We start from the raw sequence: 19,530 nt of genomic DNA, 5'->3' as shown, positions 1-19,530 counted from the left end.
AGTTTCATGGGATTATTAGAGTTCAGCAAACTTCCGGTCAATACGTTAGTAGGTGCCGATTGGAAAACGTTTAAAGAAATGACGCATGGTCAGGAAATAGCTCCGGACAAGCGTACCAAGTATTATCTGACGAAAAGCGTATGCAGGCTGTTGAGTTTGTTGGCACCTATCCAAGACCACAGGTTTGAGGAGAAGTTGGGGGCGTACGAATTCGACCACGATCCTGTTTTCATCCTCGGGCATTGGAGAAGCGGTACGACTTTTGTGCACAACATCTTTGCTCAGGACGATAATTTTTGCTATACGACAACGTACCAGACTGTATTTCCCCATCTGATGATGTTCGGGCAACCGTTCTTCAAGAAGACGATGGGGTGGCTTATGCCGGACAAGCGTCCGACGGATAATATGGAGTTGGCTCCCGACCTGCCGCAGGAGGAAGAATTCGCTTTGTCGAACATGATGCCTTATTCCTTCTATGACTTTTGGTTCTTTCCTCAGAAATGGCAGGAATATTGCGACAAGTATCTGACGTTTGAGAACATTACGAAAGAGGAACTTCAGGTATTCAAGGAAACATTTGTGAAGTTGATGAAGATTTCCAGGTACTGTACGACGGGAGGTGATGTGTATTTATCCAAGAACCCGCCTCATACGGGACGTGTAAAAGCCTTGGTCGAAATGTTTCCCAATGCCAAGTTCATTTATCTGATGCGTAACCCCTATACGGTGTTCGAGAGCACACGTAGCTTCTTCACCAACACCATCAAGCCGTTGGAATTACAGCATATCAGCGACGAGGAGATGGAGAAGAATATTCTTCTTACCTATACAAAGCTTTACCGCGCCTACGAGGAACAGAAAAAATATGTGCCGGAAGGAAATCTTTTCGAAGTGAAATTCGAGGATTTTGAGGCTGATGCATTCGGGACTACGAAGCTCGCGTATGAAAAATTAGGTATTCGCGAGTTTCATTGTGCCGAGGCTGCCATACGCCGATATACAGACCGGAAGAAAGGCTACAAAAAGAACAAATATGAGTATAAGCCCCGTACCATTCAGTTGGTGAATGAAAATTGGGGATATGCCCTTAAGGATTGGGATTATGAGATACATCCATAAGATGGGATTCCGTATTTTCCTTTAAAACGAGGCATCCTCTCATTTTCGGGTGAGAGGATGCCTTATTTTTATTCTTTGATTTTTCCGCTGATTTTTTCGGCCATTTCCGGTTTCTGTTTGTACCGCTTGTTCAGGCCGTTTACCACGTCTTTAGTAATGTCGTACTTAGCGTTGGCTACCAAGATATTGTCTCCCGCCTTGCTGATGATATAATCGAATTTCTTTGATTTATTGTATTCTTTCAGGAATGCTTGGATGGAATCGCGCATTTCGGTGTTGTATTTTGCTTGTTCTGCGGCGAAATCATTCATCAACCGGTCGTTTAATGCTTGCAAGTCCTGTTGTTGTTTGGCCAATGTCATTTGAGCCTGTTCCACTTGTTCTTTGGTGGTGAACTGGTTGGTTTCATATTTCTTTTGCAGTTCTGCGGCTTTAGCCTGGAGGGCGCGTTCTTTTCCGGCCAATGTAGCTCGGATATTTTCTCCCTTTTTGTTCATCAGGAGCGTGTAGTCTTTACAGAAATTGTATTGCGACATCAGAGTGTCGATTTCCACGTATGCGATTTTCAATCCGCCTGCAGGGATTTCCGTAGCTTGAGTGTTTGTTTTTTCTTCCGGTGCCGACTTGTTACATCCCGTCAGGGCGAATGTGGCTGCCAAGGTGATAAGTCCTGTGCCAATGATACTGTTTTTCTTCATTATTTTTTCTTTATTTATGATTTTCTTGTACTGCGTTCATTGATTCTATGTGGGTTTTCCACCCGTTCCTGGGCATCCATGGTTTGTACGCACGTGATGCCCCGTTTGCGCATAGCCGCACTATGGCCTACGTGGGTGTTCGGGAAGCGGCCGTTTTTCTTGAAAAGGATTTTTATGGCAAAGAATGCCATACTTATGGCCACAATTATCAGGGTAAACAATAGTGTCTTCAACATTTTTGCGTATATTTGTGCTGCAAAGATAAACTTTAAAAGCGTGGATTTGTGTCGTATCTTCGCTTTTAACCAAATTTAGTAGAATGAATATATAAAATTATGGATATGGAAATGAGCTCATTGAAACCAACCGAGGTTTTTAAGTTTTTTGCAGAAATCAACCGGATACCCCGTCCTTCCAAGAAAGAAGAGCGGATGATAGCTTATTTGGAACAGTTTGCCCGTGAAAGAGGTTTGGAATGCAAAGTGGACGAGACGGGAAACGTATTGATTCGTAAGGGGGCGACTCCGGGGATGGAAAACCGTAAGACGGTGATCTTACAGAGCCACATGGATATGGTTTGCGAGAAGAACCGTGAGGTGGAGTTCGATTTTGAAAAAGACGCGATTCGTACGTGGGTTGATGGCGATTGGTTGCGTGCGGACGGGACGACGTTGGGTGCCGACGACGGGATAGGCGTGGCGATGGAGTTGGCCTTGTTGAATGCTTCGGATATTGCCCACGGCCCGATAGAATGTGTGTTTACCCGTGACGAGGAGACGGGCTTGAGCGGTGCGTTCGGCATGAAGCCTGGTTTCATGTCCGGTGATATTTTGTTGAACTTGGACTCGGAAGACGAAGGGCAGTTGTTCGTAAGTTGTGCCGGAGGAGCGGCAACTACGGCTGAATTCGACTTTACGCCGGTGGATGTTCCGCAGGATTATTTTTTCTTCGAAGTGAAGGTGAAAGGATTGACGGGCGGACATTCGGGTGACGACATTAATAAGAAGCGGGCGAATGCCAACAAGATACTGGCGCGTTTTCTGTATAATGCTTGGGCAAAATACGATTTATATTTATGCGACATCCAGGCCGGAGGTCTGCACAACGCCATACCCCGTGAAGCGATGGCGGTTTGTGCCATCCCGATGAAGGACAAGGAGAGCATCCGTGTGGATTGGAACCTGTTCAGTGCCGATGTGGAAGAAGAATACAGCGTGACCGAAAAGACCATGGTTTTCGAGTTGCAGAGCGAAAGCGCGAGGCCGGAAGCCGTGGAGCGCGAAGTCGCCCGCAAGCTCATTTGGGCTTTACAGGCCGTGCACAACGGCATTCTTTCCATGTCGCAGGATATAGATTTGGTGGAGACCAGTTCCAATCTGGCCAGTATCCGTCTGACGGACGGCAATAAGATTCTAGTGAAAACCAGTCAGCGCAGCAGCATACTGAGTGCACGCCACCACATGAGCAATATGGTGAAAGCCGCTTTCGAGTTGGCAGGTGCCCGTGTGGAAGTGGGCGAAGGCTATCCGGGTTGGAAGATGAATCCGGAATCAGAGATTTTGAAAATAGCGGTGGAAACTTACAAAGCCTTGTTTGGCAAAGAACCGAAAGTGTTGGGGATACACGCCGGATTGGAATGTGGGTTGTTCAGCGAGAAGTATCCCGGTCTGGACATGGTGTCGTTCGGCCCGACGTTGCGTGGAGTACATTCGCCTGACGAACGGTTGCTGATACCGACGGTTGCCATGGTTTGGGATCATATCAAAGCCATTTTGAAGAATATTCCGGTGAAAGCCTAAAATAAGCGGGGCATATCTGCGTTATGACAAGGCAGATATGCCTTTTTTGAATTTATGAATATGCGAAAAATATCCGTCCTTTGTGGCTCAGTCCTTGTGTGGGGCGTCGTGGCTGTATCCGGTTTTACGTCTTGTGACGACTCCATGTCGTTCACGACCGACCGCAGTGCGCTGTTATCCTTTTCTGCCGATACGGTGCGGTTCGACACCGTGATTTCAACCGTAGGGTCGAGCACACGCCAACTGATGGTTTACAACCGTAACGCAGATGGCCTGCGTATTGCGTCCGTACGTCTGAAACAAGCGTATGCCACTCCCTTTCGGGTGAATGTGGACGGTTCCTATCTGGAGCCTGAAAGCGGGGCACGGGCATACGATTTCGAGGTGCGTACGGGAGACAGTATCCGTGTCTTTGCAGAGGTGACGATGCCGGAAAACGGGCAGGATGCCCCCGTAGCCTTGAACGACACACTGATTTTTGCATTGGAGAGCGGGGCGGAGCAGCATGTCATTCTTACAGCAGTGGGGCAGGATGCCTATATGTGGCGTGGCAGAGTGATAGAAGCCGATACTTTGTTGGAGGCCGGACGTCCGATTGTGGTGTACGACAGCCTTTCTGTAAAAGAGGGAGTGACATTGTCCATGGCCGCAGGCGTACAGTTGTATTTCCACGACGGGGCTAACCTTTGGGTGCACGGTCGTATCGTGGCCGAAGGGACGGTCGATCGTCCGGTGGTGTTCCGTGGCGACCGTACAGACCGGATGTTCGACTACCTGCCATACGACAATACGCCTTCCCGTTGGGGAGGCATACGGCTGAAGGCCACGAGTACGGACAACCGGCTGAACCATGTGGACATCCATAGTGCTTCCTACGGCATTGCGTGCGACAGCTCTTCCACGGACGCGATGAAACTGACGTTGGAGAACAGCGTGATTCATAACGTAGGAGGCGAAGGATTGGGGCTGTACCATTGCCGTGCGTCGGTAGGCAACACCCAAATCAGCAACACGTTAGGGCATTGTGTGGCCGTGGTAGGTGGTTGGGCCGAGTTCGTGCATTGCACGTTGGCGCAATTCTATCCTTGGGATGCTGAGCGGGGCGATGCCTTGTATTTGGCCAACAAATGGTTAGCTTTGGATTATCCTCTCCAGCATGCCCATTTCCTGAACTGTCTGGTGACGGGATATGCCGACGATGTGGTGACGGGAAATCTGGAAGACGAGAACAAGGATGTGGATTACTATTTCGGGAATTGCGTGCTTCGTACGGTCGAGGCGGAAGACGATGCCTCGCGTTTCGTCGGCGTGGTGTATGAAAAGAAAGACGAGGAGGGTTCCGGCCAAGAACAGTTCCGGTTGTTCGATACGGATAACTATCTGTACGATTTCCGTTTGAAAGACATTTCCATTGCACGTGGCAAAGGCTCGACGGAGTGGGCCGCCCGTTATCCGACGGACCGTTACGGGACAGACCGTTTGACGGAACCGGTACCGGATGCCGGGTGCTATGAATTCGTGCCCGAAGAATGAAACCGCTTGTTTGGCTTTCGGCGTTGCTTTGTGGATGGAGCGCGTGGCTTCCGGTCAAGGGGCAGCAACCTTTCCGGGTCATGTTCTACAATGTGGAGAACTTGTTCGACTGCCGTCATGACAGCCTGAAGGAAGACCGTGAGTTTTTACCCGGTGGGGAGAAGAAATGGACACCGTCGCGTTACTGGCGCAAGTTGGATGCCTTGTCCAAAGTCGTTGCGGCTGTAGGAGAAGAACGTTTGCCGGATTTGGTCGGGTTGTGTGAGGTGGAAAATGACAGTGTGCTTTTCGATTTGACCCAGCGTTCGTCCCTGCGTGCGCTCGGTTACCGTTACGTGGCGACCCACTCTCCCGATGTGCGGGGCATCGACGTGGCCTTGCTCTATCAGCCGGGTAGTTTCCGTTTGTTGGAGTCCCGCGAAATCACCGTTCCTTCCGTAGATGCCGGATTCCGTCCCACGCGCAATGTCTTGTATGTAAAGGGAAGAGTGCTTTCGGGAGATACGCTGCACGTGCTCGTATGCCATTTGCCCAGTCGTCTGGGAGCGACCCGTGTTTCACGCCGCCATCGGATGTTGGCGGTGCGGACGGTGTCAGCCGTTGCCGACTCCATCCGTACCGTGGTGGGCGATGCCCGTATTGTGGTTATGGGTGATTTCAATGCCGGAAGTGAAGACGAAGTGTTCCTTGAAGCGTTTATTCCATATTTCCATGAGCCAGAACTTGCCTTTTCCAGGCAGAGTGAGGTGAAAGGTTCCTACCGTTACCGTGGAATATGGGAAACGATAGACCATATCTTGGTCAGTCCGGCGTTGATGGACAATAGCCGTCCGTTTCATACCTCCGACGGATGTCGTGCCATAGTGGCCTTTCCTTTTATGTGCGAACGGGAAAAGACGTATGGCGGCATTCGTCCGTTCCGCACCTACCAAGGCCCGTTGTATAAAGGAGGATACAGCGACCATTTTCCGGTGACATTGGATTTCGAGTGGCGGTTTCCCGAATGAATGTCTGCCCGGAAGGGTTATTCATGATGATAAGGTTCACCGTTGATGATGGTCATGGCCCGATAGATTTGTTCGGTGAAAATCAGACGGATCATTTGATGCGAGAAAGTCATGCGCGAAAGCGATACCTTTTCGTTTGCTTTTGCATAGATGCGTGGTGAGAAACCGTAGGGGCCGCCCACGACGAACACCATCCGCTTCAGGCCGGCCGCCATCCGCTTTTCCATCCATGCGGCGAACTCCACCGAACGGTGTTCCTGTCCGTGTTCGTCCAGCAAGACGATATGGTCGCCCGGTTGGAACGCTTTCAACAGCAAATCCGCTTCTTTCTCCTTTTGTTGTTCTTCCGAAAGGCTTTTGGTGTTCCGCAATTCCGGTATGACTTCGATGCCGAAAGGCAGGTAGTGCCGGATACGTTTGGCATATTCTTCTATGCCTGCAATGAAATGCGGGTCGTTCGTCTTGCCGACGACGAGTAGGGTAATCTTCATGGCCGCGACGGATTATTATTTTTTGTTTAGGATGACCAAAGCCGCAATGACTCCCGGAATCCAACCGGCCAGGGTGAGGATGAACACGATGACTACCGATCCGCAACCTTGGTCCAGTACGGCCAAAGGTGGAAAAATGATGGAAAGGAGAACTCTGAATAATGACATTTTATTTTTCTATGTGCTTGATTGACGGGTCAAAGTTAGGAAAAAGTTTCAAGAACCGGCACGGAAACCCTCCGTTTCTGTGCGGTTTTGTGCCTACGGTAGGGCAGGGGGCGCGTTCCAGTCTTCTTCAAAAGCCGATGGCGGCCACGTCCTTCTGCGCTTTCCGGAAGTTTTCCACGAGTTGCCGTACGATGTCTCCGGCGGGACGTATGGCATCTACGGACGATGCGATTTGTCCGATTTCGAGTTCGCCTTGTTCAGTGTCCCCCTCGAAAATACCGCGCTTAGAGGCCGCTTTGCCTAAAATGTCGCGCAGTTCTTCCGCATGGGCCCCACGGGCCTCCGCTTCGGCCACTTTGTCGAACAGCCCATTCCGCACCAGGCGTGTGGGCGACAGTTTTTTAAGGCAGAGCATCGTGCCGCCTTCGTTCAAAGCGAGGCAATGCTGTTTGAAGGCTTCCGAAGCCGAACTTTCTGCCGACAGGGCAAAAAGGGTACCGATTTGTACCCCTTCGGCTCCTAATGCCATGGCTGCCAACATCGCTTCTCCGCTGCCGATTCCTCCGGCTGCCACGACCGGAAGGCCGGTGGCGCGGCGCACTTGCGGTATCAGGGTGAGGGTCGTCGTTTCTTCACGTCCGTTATGTCCTCCGGCTTCGAATCCTTCGGCTACGATGGCGTCTACTCCGGCCTCCTCGCATTTCCGTGCGAATTTGCTGCTCGACACCACATGGGCTACCGTCACGCCCGCCTCGTGAAGCATCGGGGTGAATTTCTTGGGGCTTCCGGCCGAGGTGAACACTATTTTCACTTCTTCCCGTATGAGGATGTCCATCAGCCGGGCTATTTCCGGATACATCAGCGGGACGTTCACGCCCCACGGCCGATCTGTAGCTGCCTTCATCTTACGGATGTGTTCCACGAGAGTTTCCGGATGCATCGAACCTGCTCCGAGCAGTCCCAATCCGCCGGCCTGGCTGACGGCAGATGCCAGTCTCCATCCGCTGCACCACACCATGCCGCCTTGTATGATGGGGTAACGGATGCCGAAAAGTTCGCATATTCTATTCATGTCGGTTTGCTTTTAGGTTTGTTGTATTCCAAAGTTAAGCAAAAAGACGGCTAGTCGCGGCTTCGCCCCTACGGAATTAGCATTCTTTATAGGATGATCGTATACTGATGATGTTCGACCGCGAAGGGAAATTCCTCAAGTCCATGCCATGACGGTGGGTAAGGGCATAATGAGTAAAGCTGATACCATTGCGGAAACGTTGAAACAATATCGGGAAAAAGATGGCACGTTGCCCCCTGCGCTGCAAGAGGTGGAACGGAAGTTCAACCCCGACGGCAATCCGCTCCTCATCGTGTGGAAAATCAAATGACAGATTCGCTCCGGGCGTTTGTAAAGGCAGGTTCAAGGTGTTTGTCTTTTTTCTTTTTGTTGTGGTTTTTGAATATTGTAATGTATTGAATATCAGTATAGTGCTTTCGTGAAATCAATCTGCGCCAAACGAAAAATCAATCGGCTGAGAATGAAAAATCGTTTGGCGCAGATTGATTTCACGTTCTCAGCCGATTGATTTTTGTTATTCAAAAGTCGGAAAATGCCGTCCGTCGTTCTTTATCTTCCGAAAGGTATTGAAAAAAGCACCTCCTTTCGTTTTTATGTTGTATCTTTGCCGGGAAATCATTGCGAATACATTAAAGGAATAGGAAATATGTTGTCAGTAGAAGAATTGAATGACCGTTTGATTGATTTGGCCTTTGCCGAGGACATAGGCGATGGAGACCACACTACGCTCTGCTGTATTCCGGCGGATGCCATGGGAAAATCTAAGTTGATCATCAAGGAAGAAGGCGTGTTGGCCGGAATAGAAATCGCCAAGGAAGTGTTCCGTCGCTTCGATCCGGACATGAAAGTGGAGGTGTTCATCGAGGACGGGGCGCACGTGAAGCCGGGCGACGTGGCCATGGTTGTCACGGGACGGGTGAGGAGCCTGCTGCAAACGGAGCGCCTGATGTTGAACATCATGCAACGCATGAGCGGCATTGCCACCATGACGGATAAGTACGTGGAGCGGCTGAAGGGAACGCATACCCGTGTGTTGGACACGCGTAAGACGACCCCGGGCATGCGTATGTTGGAAAAGGCGGCTGTGAAAATCGGAGGCGGCGTGAACCACCGTATCGGGTTGTTCGACATGATTCTCTTGAAAGATAACCACGTGGACTTTGCCGGTGGCATTGCCAACGCCATCAACCGTTGCCATGAGTATCTCAAGGAAAAAGGAAAGGACCTGAAGATAGAAATCGAAGTGCGTAATTTCGACGAATTGCAACAGGTGTTGGACATGGGTGGCGTAGACCGTATCATGTTCGACAACTTCTCCGTGGAGGATACGCGTAAGGCCGTGAAGATGATAGGCGGCCGTTTTGAAACAGAATCGAGTGGCGGTATCACTTTCGACACTTTGCGCGATTATGCCGAGTGTGGGGTAGACTTCATTTCCGTCGGGGCACTGACCCATTCCGTCAAAGGGTTGGATATGAGTTTTAAGGCTTGTTGACAGGCCATGGGTCTGTCGGATGGACAAACGGTTGCCGGGACTGTCGCGTCGTGAAAACGGAAGGGAGATAGCCTTGGTAATCGTTTTTTGCATATATAATTAAGGTATATAAGGTATGAAGAAACACTTTTGGTGGATGAGTGTGGCTTTGTGGCTCCCTTTGCAGGCAGCGGCACAGGACGAGCGTTTCCATTCTCCGGTGGACATTCCGTTCCTGATGTCGGGCAGTTTCGGCGAACCGCGTCCGAACCATTTCCATTGCGGCATCGACGTGAAGACGCAAGGTGTGGTGGGAAAACGGGTATTGTCCGTATGCGACGGCTACGTGTCGCGGCTTACGGTGGGTTACGATGGTTTCGGCAATGCCCTTTATGTGACGCACCCCAACGGACTGGTATCCGTTTATTGCCATTTGGACGAGTTTGTGCCGGCGTTGCAGGAAATCGTCCGTAGCCGCCAATATGAGATGGAAACGGAACGGGTGGACGTGGTGCTTCAGCCCGGCGAGTTTCCGGTGAAGGCCGGGCAACTGGTGGCATACAGCGGTAATACGGGGGCTTCTCTTGCCCCTCATCTTCATTTGGAATTACACAGGGCATCGGACGGTGCGTTGGTGGACCCGTTGCCTTATTTCCGGCATTTGCTGACGGACGACATGTCGCCGGTCGTACACGGGGTGAAGTTGTATGCTTGTCCGGGGCAGGGTTGGATAGACACCGGAAGGTCGTCCAAGACATTCACGGTCACGGCCGATGCTTCTGCCCGTGTGGTGCGGGCTTGGGGGCGTGTGGGTGCTGCCGTTTGGGCGGACGACCTGATGAACAACACGCAGAATAAGTTCGGCATCCGTCGCATCACGCTGAAAGTGGACGGCAGGCAGGTTTTCCAAAGCCTGATGGACGAATTCATGCCGGACGAAAACCCGTTGGTGAATTCGTGGGGAGACTATCCCCACTACCGGAAAACGAAACATTGGTATTTGAAGTCTTTTGTAGAGCCGGGTAATACATTGTGTTTCCTGTCGGCTGACGAGAACCGGGGGTGGGTGGACGTGGACGAGGAGCGCGACTACCTCTTTGAATATGCCTTGGAAGATTTGAAAGGAAACGTCCGGGTGTGCCGTTTTACGGTGCGGGGCGAACGTGACGATGCGCGTTTGGCCGAAGCGGAAGAGCGTGAGCAGCTTCGGAGGGCTTCGGGCGCATGGTTGGAGTACGACCGTCCGCAAGTGGTGCAGCGTCCGGGGATGGAGTTGCGCATTCCGGCAGGAGCATTGACAAAAGATGAAGTGCTTCGTCTTCGGGTTGAAGCCAAAGAAGACGGGATTTCCAACCTTTATGTGCTCCACGATGAGTTTGTGCCGTTGGTGAAACGGGCCACGTTGATGCTGTCCCCCCGTATGCCTGTATCCCGTCCGGAGAAATGTTATATAGAATCTTCCCGTGGATATGTAGGGGGAGAGTATGCAGACGGTTGGTTTTCTGCCCGGATTCGGGATTTGGGGGAGTCGTACGCGTTGGCCGTGGACACCGTGGTGCCTGTGGTTCGTTGGAAGACGGCTTTCAATGGCAAGAAAGTTAGCGTGTTGCGTTGCGTTCCGACAGACAGCGGTTCGGGGGTGAAGTCTTTCAAAGCATACGTGGATGGCCGGTTTGTGCTCTTTACTTCTTATCGCGGAGTTTGGACTTGCCGGTTGAAAGAAACGCCGTTGCGTCCGGAAGGCAAACGCCGCCGGTTGACCGTGAAGGTGACGGATCGTTGCGGAAATGAAACAGTGGATGAAAAAGAGTTTATTTATTAATGATAGATTTATTGATAGAAAGATGAAATTCAAATGGGTAATGACGGTCGTGTTGGCTGTGTGCACGGGCTACGGGCAGGCTTGCACGAACCTGATAGTGGGAAAGAAAGCGTCGGCTGACGGGTCGGTCATCGTATCTTATAGCGCAGACGATTTCGGCAGTTTCGGTTATTTGCGCCATTGGGCCGCCGGAAAGCATGCGAAGGGCACAATGCGTCCGGTGTATAATTGGGAAAACAACAATTATGCGGGAGAGATAGAAGAAGCTCCCGAAACGTACAACGTGATAGGGAATATGAACGAATATCAGTTGACGATTACGGAAACGACTTTCGGTGGTCGTGCCGAACTGGTTGATTCAACCGGATTGTTGGATTACGGTAGTTTGATATACATCACTTTGCAACGTGCCAAGACAGCGAAGGAAGCTATCAAAGTGATGACGGATTTGATTAATCAATACGGGTATAACAGTGAAGGCGAAAGCTTTACGATAGCAGATAAGAACGAGGCGTGGGTCATGGATCTGATTGGAAAAGGAACGGGACGCAAAGGTGCGGTGTGGGTGGCCGTGCGTGTGCCGGACGATTGTATCTGTGCCCATGCCAACCAGAGCCGCATCCGCCGTTTCCCGTTACGCGACAAGGAGAACTGCCTTTATTCCAAAGACGTGATCAGCTTTGCCCGCGAGAAGGGATATTTCAAGGGAAAGAAAGACAGCGATTTTTCATTTGCCGATGCTTATGCTCCCGCTGATTTCAGTGCTTTGCGTTTTTGCGAGGCACGGGTGTGGAGCTTCTTTAACCGCTACGTGGACGGAATGGAGAAATATTTGCCATACGCTTCGGGAGAAAACCCGCAGGCCGAACCGATGCCGCTGTTTGTCAAGCCGGATCGTCGGCTTTCCGTGCAAGACGTGAAGGATATGATGCGCGACCATTATGAAGGCACTCCGTTGGCTTTAGACAACGATCCCGGTATGGGGCCTTTCGAAGCTCCTTACCGTCCTACACCGTTGACTTGGAAGGTGGATGGAAAGACGTATTTCAACGAACGTCCTATTTCTACCCAACAGTCGGCATTTGTCATGGTGGCACAGATGCGCAGCCAGTTGCCCGATTATGTGGGAGGTGTACTGTGGTTCGGCTGCGACGATGCGAACATGATGGCTTTCACGCCGGTGTATTGCTGTACGGACTTGGTGCCGGAGTGTTATAGCGACAAGGTGGCGGACGATTTGCACTTTTCTTTTAAAAGTGCTTTCTGGGTATGTAATTGGGTAAGCAGTATCGTGTATCCCCGTTACAGCCAGTTGTTCGGTGAACTCAAAACGGTGCGCGACCGGTTGGAAACCGATTACAATACGTTACAGGAGAAAACGGAAAAAGAAGCCATGGCATTGGCCGGGACGGAGGGCGAAGGGATGTCGGCCGTCCGTAAATACCTGACGGCTTATACGAACCGGATGGCTGCCGGAATGCTCTATGAATGGATGGAGCTGGGCAAGCGTCTGATGGTGAAATATATTGACGGGACTGTACGTCCTGAAAGAGACGGGCTGTATGTGCGTACGCCCGGAGGGTTGGGCGTTCCGGTAGAACGTCCGGGATATCCGGAACGTTACCGGCGTGAAATCGTGAAGGCTACGGGAAATCGCTTTGAGGTGAAATAAATCGTGCAATTAGGGTATTTTCAGATTTCATCGTAGGCGATATGCTGTGAATTGAGTATATTTGCCCGTAATTTGGAACAAAGGATAAAAAATAACTCATAATAAAAAGATACAAAATGGATAATGAACTGATTAAATCGTGTGAGGCCAAAGCTGAAGCCTGGCTTTCTTCTTCAGTATATGATGCGGCTACGCAGGCGGAAGTACGCAAGATGCTCGACAATGCCGACAAGACGGAGTTGGTGGAGTCTTTCTATCAGAATCTGGAATTCGGAACGGGCGGTTTGCGCGGCATCATGGGAGTAGGCACGAACCGTATGAACATTTACACGGTGGGGGCAGCTACGCAAGGCTTGTCCAATTATCTGAACAAGAATTTCAAGGATCTGAAAGAAATTGCTGTGGTGGTAGGCCATGACTGTCGTAACAACAGCCGCTTGTTTGCCGAGGTTTCGGCCAATATTTTTGCCGCAAATGGCATAAAGGTATATTTGTTCGACGACATGCGTCCTACTCCGGAAATGTCGTTTGCTATTCGCCAGTTGGGTTGCCAAAGTGGAATCATCCTTACGGCTTCCCACAATCCGAAAGAATATAACGGTTACAAGGCTTACTGGGATGACGGTGCCCAGGTATTGGCTCCCCACGACAAGGGTATCATCGATGAGGTGAACAAAGTCGGTGCCGAGGATATCAAAGGTTTGCATACGGTATTGGACACGGCCAATCCTTTGATTGAGATTATCGGTGAAGAGATAGACAAACTTTATTTGGATAAGATAAAAACTATTTCCATCGACCCGGACGTGATTCAACGTCAGAAAGACATGAAGATTGTCTATACTCCCATCCACGGTACAGGCATGATGTTGATTCCCCGGTCGTTGCAGTTGTGGGGATTTGAGAACGTCAATACCGTACCCGAACAAATGGTGAAAGACGGCAACTTCCCCACGGTAGTGTCACCGAATCCCGAGAATGCCGAAGCACTTTCCATGGCCATCGCTTTGGCCAAGAAGATAGACGCAGACATCGTGATGGCTTCCGACCCGGATGCCGACCGTGTCGGTATGGCCTGCAAGGACAGCAACGGGGAATGGGTGTTGGTGAATGGTAACCAGACTTGCATGATTTTCCTCTATTACATCATCAAGAACCGTATTGCAATGGGTAAGATGAAGGGGAACGAGTTCGTAGTAAAGACCATCGTGACCACGGAATTGATTAAGGCGATTGCAGACAAGAACAACGTAGAGATGTACGATTGTTATACCGGTTTCAAGTGGATTGCAAGCGTGATTCGCGAAAACGAAGGCAAGAAGCAGTATATCGGCGGAGGAGAGGAGTCATACGGATTCTTGGCCGAGGACTTCGTGCGCGACAAGGATGCTGTGTCCGCTTGTTCGCTTTTGGCTGAAATATGTGCTTGGGCCAAGGACCAGGGGAAGACGTTGTTCGATGTCTTGATGGACATTTACGTAGAGTATGGTTTCTCGCTGAACCATACGATTAATGTCGTGAAACCGGGTAAGACTGGGGCTGACGAAATCAAACAAATGATGGTGAACTTCCGTACGAATCCGCCGAAGGAACTGGCCGGTTCGGAAGTCGTACTGACGAAGGATTATCAGAGTCTGAAGGCTACGGATAATAAGGGTAACGTGACGGACATTGCGCAACCTGCTACCTCCAATGTACTGCAATGGTATACCGCAGATGGAACAAAGGTGAGTGTCCGTCCATCCGGAACAGAGCCTAAAATCAAGTTCTACATTGAAGTGGCAGGTGAGATGAAATGTCCGAAATGCTACGCAGAAGCAGAAAAGAAGGCTATGCAAACCGTCGAAGCCGTGAAGGTTTCTTTGGGATTGTAATAGGACGTCTGATGAAATAACTGTTCGGGAAGCCTCGCCTTTAAGGTTGGGGCTTCCGTTTTGTATGATAAGACTTATGGTACAGGTTGTATATGACAAGCCGGTGTATTGGTTTGTTTTTTGTAAGGACGAATTGTTGTTGCAGCGAGAGACGGAAGGCCGTTGTACAGTACCTTACGGGGCGGAACCTCCGGTGAAGTTGGCAGAATGGAATACCGTGCATCGGCTGACCCCGTTGGAAGGGCGGGACTGCCGGACGGTAAGTATCGACATGCCGGTGGTTGGAGACGAACGCTATGTCATGACCGGACTTCGGGCATCGTATGACATTTTGCCTCGTGGGCTTTATTTGAAGGCCGGAAAGGGAGCCGAGATTCTTTATTGGGATAAGAATACGAAGTTTTGCGGAGTATGTGGGGCACCGATGAAGTTGCATACGGACATCAGCAAACGTTGCACGAATTGCGGGAAAGAAGTCTGGCCCCAACTGGCTACGGCCATCATCGTATTGGTACGCCGGGGAGATAGCATTTTATTGGTGCATGCCCATAACCTTCGTGGAAAGTATTACGGGTTAGTGGCCGGTTTTGTGGAGACCGGAGAGACGCTCGAAGAATGTGTGCGCCGCGAGTTGATGGAAGAGACCGGTGTCACCGTGAAGAATATCCGGTACTTCGGAAGTCAGCCTTGGCCTTATCCTTGCGGATTGATGATTGGTTTTTATGCCGACTATGTGGAGGGGGACTTGCATTTGCAACGGAGTGAAATCGCATACGGTGGTTGGTTCAGTCGTGACAAATTGCCGGACATACCCGGAAAGGTCTCCATGGCACGCATGTTGATTGACGCGTGGTTGGAAGGGAGGCTTGCGGAAGGATGTGGCGGGTGACAAACAAAAAGCGGGAAGTGCTTTTCATTGCATTCCCGCTTTTCTTGTTTCTTTGGCAAGTGCCGCCTTGCCTTTATTCTGTGGCAAGGAGCTCTTCGGCCAGTTCCTCCATTTGCAAGAGATCGGCTTTCTTCATGCTGCTTTTAATCGTGACCGTATGTTCCATGATTTCCATGCTTTTCATTTCAGAGAGCATGCACGACATCACGCGTCCGGCAGTAGGTGCCCAAGAGCCGTTTTCGATGATGCCCACCCGGCGTTTCTGGAAATTCTTGATTTGCAGGTGATGCAGGAAATCGAACATTGGGGGGAATACCCCCGCGTCGTATGAGGATGCGGCCACAATCATTTTGCTGTAACGGAACGCACTTTCCACGGCCAGGGCCATATCGTCACGGCATAGGTCGATAAGCATCACTTCTGCAACTCCTTTTTCGTTTAGGATTTCAGCCATCCGGCGTGCTGCTGCGGCCGTATTTCCATGTATGGAGGCATAAGCCACTACAACCCCTTCCGTCTCCGGTTCGTATTTGCTCCAAGTGTCGTAAAGCCCGATGTAATACCCTAAGTTTTCTTTCAAGACAGGCCCGTGGAGCGGACAAATCATGGCGATGTCCAGACCGGCGGCTTTCTTCAGCAAAGCCTGTACTTGCGCCCCGTATTTTCCGACGATGTTGAAGTAGTAACGGCGGGCTTCGTTTGTCCATTCCCCCTCACGGCAGAGTGCACCGAACTTGCCGAAAGCATCGGCAGAGAACAGGATTTTCTCGCTTTCTTCATACGTCAGCATCACTTCCGGCCAGTGTACCATCGGCGCCATGATAAATTTCAGGGTATGTTGTCCCAGACAGAGCGTGTCGCCCTCCTTGACGGTTTGCGTACGTCCTGCGAAGTTGACTTCTTCAAAAAACTGAGGCATCATTTGGACGGCCTTGGCACTGGCTACGATTGTGGCCTCGGGATATTTTTCGGCAAACCATCCGATGTTGGCCGCATGGTCAGGTTCCATATGCTGCACGATGAGATAATCAGGCGTCCTTCCCTCCAAGGCTTCTTCCAGACGAGCTGTCCATTCGTCCGTTTTACGTTGGTCTATCGTGTCCATCACGGCTATCTTTTCGTCCGTGATAACGTATGAGTTGTACGAAATGCCTTGTGGTACGACGTATTGGCTTTCAAACAGGTCCAAATCCTTGTCGTCGGTACCTATGTATCTGACGTAAGGTGTGATATTGTCGTTCATATTGCTTGATGTTGAAGTTTAAAATCCGGTGCAAATATCGCACTTTTCTCCGGATTTCACAACATTTTTCCTTATCTTCATCCCATTCTCATTTGTTGTAACAGCTCCTTTTGCCTTTCGCTCAGGTTGGCAGGGAGTTGCACATTATAGTTCAGAATCAAGTTGCCGCGCGTACCGTCCGCTTGCATGTTACCTTTTCCTTTCAGGCGGACTTTGGTGCCCGGCTGTGTACCCGGTTTGATTTTCAGTTTCAATTTGTCGCCTTCCGGAGTCTGTACGATAATGGAACCGCCCAACAATGCCGTGTACATGTCGATGTTTACCGTGCACTCACGGTCGGCGTAGCTTACAGTCCCGCTTTCGTTTCCGAAAGGGTCGAATCCCCGTTTGAAGCCGCTGCGGTAGCTGCGTGCGTGTCCGCCGCCTCCGCCGAACATTTGCGTGAAGAAGTCCGAGAAGCCTCCTCCTGTAAACTGACTGAAGTCAAATCCTTCAAAGCCGCCTGCGTCTGCACTGCCTGTGGCACCGCCGCTCATGCCTGCCATTTTCCAGTGTTCGCCGTATTGGTCGTATTTGGCCCGTTTTTCCGGGTCGTTCAATACGTCATACGCTTCATTCAGAGCCTGGAATTTGGCTTTGGCTTTAGGATCGTCGGGATGCAGGTCAGGGTGGAACTGCTTGGCCCTTTTCTTGTAAGCGGCCTTGATGTCCTTTTGTGGAGTATCTTTGCTGATACCCATTATTTTATAATAATCTATAAATGCCATGGTTAAAATCTCCTTTCTGCCTAATTTGCAACAAATAAGATGCCAATCTGTTTGTAGAAGACGGCATTATTGTTATTTTTGCATGGAAGATTCAATTTCGGAGGGCTGATTATGATAAAAAGTACGGCAGGCAAACAAGTCGTGAGTTTAAAGATTGTACATACGAGTGACGTGCATGGCAGTTTTTTCATGCGAGATTATGTGAACAATCATGCCGTAAAAGGAAGCCTTTCGCGGGTGTACGCTTACGTGCAGTCGTTGCGGAAGGTTTATGGGGACAGGTTGTTGCTGATGGACGGCGGTGACATATTGCAGGGGAGTCCTGTGGTGTATTACAATAATTTCGTAGCTTCTTCCGGAAAGAATCTGGCGGCGGAAATCATGAACTATATGGCATACGATGTAGGTACGATAGGGAATCATGACATCGAGACGGGGCATGCGGTGTACGACCGTTGGACGGCCGCCTGCCGTTTCCCGGTGTTGGGGGCCAATGTGATAGACCGGGCGAGGGGCGGATGCTACTTGCCTCCCTATTGCATATTGGAGCGTTACGGTGTGAAAGTGGCCGTAATGGGGATGACGACCCCGGCTTTGCCGAATTGGCTTCCGCCGGCTTTGTGGGACGGCTTGGAGTTTGAGGACATGGTGTCTTGTGCAAGTCGGTGGGTGCCCCTGATTCGGGAGAAAGAGCAGCCGGACGTGCTCGTCGGACTGTTCCATTCCGGAAAGGAAGGCGGCATCGTTACGCCGGACTATTCGGAGAATGCGGCTTTGGACGTGGCCCGTGAGGTGGCGGGATTTGATGTCGTGTGCTATGGGCATGACCATATGAAGAACTGTGAAACGGTGATGGGGCCCGGTGGCAAAGAGGTACTTTGCCTGGCTCCGTCGAGCATGGCTGTAACGGTGGGCGAGGTCGATATAGACGTAGAGACGGGACGGGAGGGCAACCGTGTGGTGTCCGTGAGGGGGAAAGTAACGGATTTGTCGTACTATAAAGGTGAAGAATCCAAATACATGCAGCGTTATTTCAGCCGTTATATCCGGAATACGGAGTATTATGTGGGGCAGAAAATCGGCCGGTTCGTGCGTACGATTGAAAGCCAGGATGCTTATTTCGGCCCGTCGGCTTTTGTAGACATTGTCCACCGGGCGCAGTTGGAGGCCACGGGTGCCCAGGTGTCGTTTGCAGCTCCGGTTTCTTTTGCGGCTAGCATCAAGGAGGGGGACGTGTGCGTGCGCGACGTGTTCAATCTTTACCGTTACGATGACGTGCTGTACACCATGCGGCTTACTGGACAGGAAATCAAGGATGTGTTGGAGATGAGTTACGGACTTTGGACGGCGCAGATGAAAACGCCGGACGACCACGTGATGCTTTTGGACTATGTGTTGGACGAAGGCAGGCGTTTGGGGTTCAAGCATTTGGCTTACAACTTCGATTCGGCTGCCGGTATTTGTTATACGGTGGACGTGACGAAGCCTTACGGCGAGAAAATCCGCGTGACGGGGATGGCGGACGGAAGTGCGTTCGGACTTGAAACGTGGTACACGGTGGTTGTTAATTCCTATCGCGGAAACGGAGGAGGGGAACTGTTTACCAAAGGTGCCGGCATTCCTCACGAGAAGTTGAACGAACGCTTGCTGTCCAGTACGGATAAGGACTTGCGTGCATGTATCATAGAGTATATCAAGGGCAAGGGCGAGATTGATGCCCGTCCTTTGTACCAATGGCGTTTGGTGCCAGAAGCATGGGCCGTTCCGGCTTGCGAGCGCGACCGTCAGCTGCTGTTCGGGAAGCGTGAAAAGGAAGAATGATATACAAAAAACGTTCTGCGCCAAACGGAATTTTGTTCTGCTGAGAATGATTTATCAATCTGCTGAGAACGATTTTTC

General features: G+C 50.7%; 18 protein-coding genes. 11 read left to right on the top strand and 7 right to left on the bottom strand.

The genetic code is table 11. The annotated features are described in order from the left end of the window. Window positions 1-6 precede the first annotated feature (6 nt). On the top strand, window positions 7-1,122 hold the full coding sequence (locus E0E47_RS04715; RefSeq protein WP_130893036.1) for a sulfotransferase family protein: 1,116 nt from the start codon (window positions 7-9) through the stop codon (window positions 1,120-1,122). A 68-nt stretch (window positions 1,123-1,190) separates the two neighbouring features. Here E0E47_RS04715 and E0E47_RS04710 read toward each other — a convergent pair whose 3' ends face one another. Together E0E47_RS04710 and E0E47_RS17235 are read right to left on the bottom strand one after the other, a co-directional pair. Beyond that, on the bottom strand, window positions 1,191-1,820 hold the full coding sequence (locus E0E47_RS04710; protein WP_130893035.1) for an OmpH/Skp family outer membrane protein: 630 nt from the start codon (window positions 1,818-1,820) through the stop codon (window positions 1,191-1,193). Window positions 1,821-1,834: 14 nt separating this feature from the next. Continuing rightward, window positions 1,835-2,056 carry a hypothetical protein gene (locus E0E47_RS17235; RefSeq protein ID WP_172604654.1) on the bottom strand — a complete coding sequence of 74 codons (222 nt, stop codon included), beginning with the start codon at window positions 2,054-2,056 and terminating at the stop codon, window positions 1,835-1,837. A 105-nt stretch (window positions 2,057-2,161) separates the two neighbouring features. On the opposite strand from E0E47_RS17235, the gene E0E47_RS04700 reads away from it, so the two are divergent. The 3 genes from E0E47_RS04700 to E0E47_RS04690 are packed head-to-tail and all read left to right on the top strand — an operon-like array spanning window position 2,162 to window position 6,159. Continuing rightward, window positions 2,162-3,619: an aminoacyl-histidine dipeptidase gene (locus E0E47_RS04700; protein WP_172604754.1), complete on the top strand. Its 1,458-nt coding sequence runs from the start codon at window positions 2,162-2,164 to the stop codon at window positions 3,617-3,619. A 60-nt stretch (window positions 3,620-3,679) separates the two neighbouring features. Then, window positions 3,680-5,152, top strand: a complete 1,473-nt coding sequence (locus tag E0E47_RS04695; protein ID WP_232038336.1) for a hypothetical protein — start codon at window positions 3,680-3,682, stop codon at window positions 5,150-5,152. Further along, on the top strand, window positions 5,149-6,159 hold the full coding sequence (locus E0E47_RS04690) for an endonuclease/exonuclease/phosphatase family protein (protein ID WP_130893033.1): 1,011 nt from the start codon (window positions 5,149-5,151) through the stop codon (window positions 6,157-6,159). Before E0E47_RS04695 ends, E0E47_RS04690 begins: the two co-directional genes overlap by 4 nt. Window positions 6,160-6,176: 17 nt before the next feature. On the opposite strand, the gene rlmH is transcribed toward E0E47_RS04690, so the two are convergent. From rlmH to E0E47_RS04675, 3 genes are all read right to left on the bottom strand, one after another. Then, entirely contained in the window at window positions 6,177-6,650 is a 474-nt protein-coding gene (rlmH, locus tag E0E47_RS04685) for a 23S rRNA (pseudouridine(1915)-N(3))-methyltransferase RlmH (protein WP_130893032.1), read from the bottom strand. Between the two features lie 15 nt (window positions 6,651-6,665). Beyond that, window positions 6,666-6,818 carry a YqaE/Pmp3 family membrane protein gene (locus E0E47_RS04680; RefSeq protein ID WP_008622165.1) on the bottom strand — a complete coding sequence of 51 codons (153 nt, stop codon included), beginning with the start codon at window positions 6,816-6,818 and terminating at the stop codon, window positions 6,666-6,668. Between the two features lie 127 nt (window positions 6,819-6,945). Next, window positions 6,946-7,890 carry an NAD(P)H-dependent flavin oxidoreductase gene (locus tag E0E47_RS04675; RefSeq protein ID WP_130893031.1) on the bottom strand — a complete coding sequence of 315 codons (945 nt, stop codon included), beginning with the start codon at window positions 7,888-7,890 and terminating at the stop codon, window positions 6,946-6,948. 169 nt (window positions 7,891-8,059) lie between these two features. On the opposite strand from E0E47_RS04675, the gene E0E47_RS17230 reads away from it, so the two are divergent. From E0E47_RS17230 to nudC, 6 genes are all read left to right on the top strand, one after another. Beyond that, complete coding sequence (locus tag E0E47_RS17230) at window positions 8,060-8,200, top strand: hypothetical protein (protein WP_172604653.1); 141 nt, start codon at window positions 8,060-8,062, stop codon at window positions 8,198-8,200. 336 nt (window positions 8,201-8,536) lie between these two features. Continuing rightward, window positions 8,537-9,385, top strand: a complete 849-nt coding sequence (nadC, locus tag E0E47_RS04670; RefSeq protein WP_130893030.1) for a carboxylating nicotinate-nucleotide diphosphorylase — start codon at window positions 8,537-8,539, stop codon at window positions 9,383-9,385. A 115-nt stretch (window positions 9,386-9,500) separates the two neighbouring features. Next, window positions 9,501-11,186, top strand: a complete 1,686-nt coding sequence (locus tag E0E47_RS04665) for a M23 family metallopeptidase (RefSeq protein WP_130893029.1) — start codon at window positions 9,501-9,503, stop codon at window positions 11,184-11,186. After that, window positions 11,152-12,858 carry a C69 family dipeptidase gene (locus E0E47_RS04660; RefSeq protein WP_418810322.1) on the top strand — a complete coding sequence of 569 codons (1,707 nt, stop codon included), beginning with the start codon at window positions 11,152-11,154 and terminating at the stop codon, window positions 12,856-12,858. Before E0E47_RS04665 ends, E0E47_RS04660 begins: the two co-directional genes overlap by 35 nt. A 116-nt stretch (window positions 12,859-12,974) precedes the next feature. Further along, window positions 12,975-14,732, top strand: a complete 1,758-nt coding sequence (locus E0E47_RS04655; RefSeq protein ID WP_130893027.1) for a phospho-sugar mutase — start codon at window positions 12,975-12,977, stop codon at window positions 14,730-14,732. 64 nt (window positions 14,733-14,796) lie between these two features. Then, entirely contained in the window at window positions 14,797-15,621 is an 825-nt protein-coding gene (gene nudC / locus E0E47_RS04650) for an NAD(+) diphosphatase (RefSeq protein WP_008629470.1), read from the top strand. A 73-nt stretch (window positions 15,622-15,694) separates the two neighbouring features. Here the strand turns inward: nudC and E0E47_RS04645 are convergent, their stop codons facing one another. After that, window positions 15,695-16,864, bottom strand: a complete 1,170-nt coding sequence (locus E0E47_RS04645; protein WP_008629469.1) for an FprA family A-type flavoprotein — start codon at window positions 16,862-16,864, stop codon at window positions 15,695-15,697. A gap of 77 nt (window positions 16,865-16,941) precedes the next feature. After that, a complete protein-coding gene (locus tag E0E47_RS04640) occupies window positions 16,942-17,631 on the bottom strand; it encodes a DnaJ domain-containing protein (RefSeq protein ID WP_008629468.1) in 690 nt (229 codons plus the stop codon). Window positions 17,632-17,742: 111 nt separating this feature from the next. Between E0E47_RS04640 and E0E47_RS04635 the strand changes: the two genes are divergently transcribed. Continuing rightward, entirely contained in the window at window positions 17,743-19,452 is a 1,710-nt protein-coding gene (locus tag E0E47_RS04635; RefSeq protein WP_008629467.1) for a bifunctional metallophosphatase/5'-nucleotidase, read from the top strand. The last annotated feature ends 78 nt before the right edge of the window (window positions 19,453-19,530 follow it).

The organism is Paraprevotella xylaniphila YIT 11841 (assembly GCF_900683745.1).
GTDB lineage: Bacteria > Bacteroidota > Bacteroidia > Bacteroidales > Bacteroidaceae > Paraprevotella > Paraprevotella xylaniphila.
Note: the sequence above shows the minus strand (reverse complement) of the source record. Positions and strands in the feature narration are given on the sequence as shown.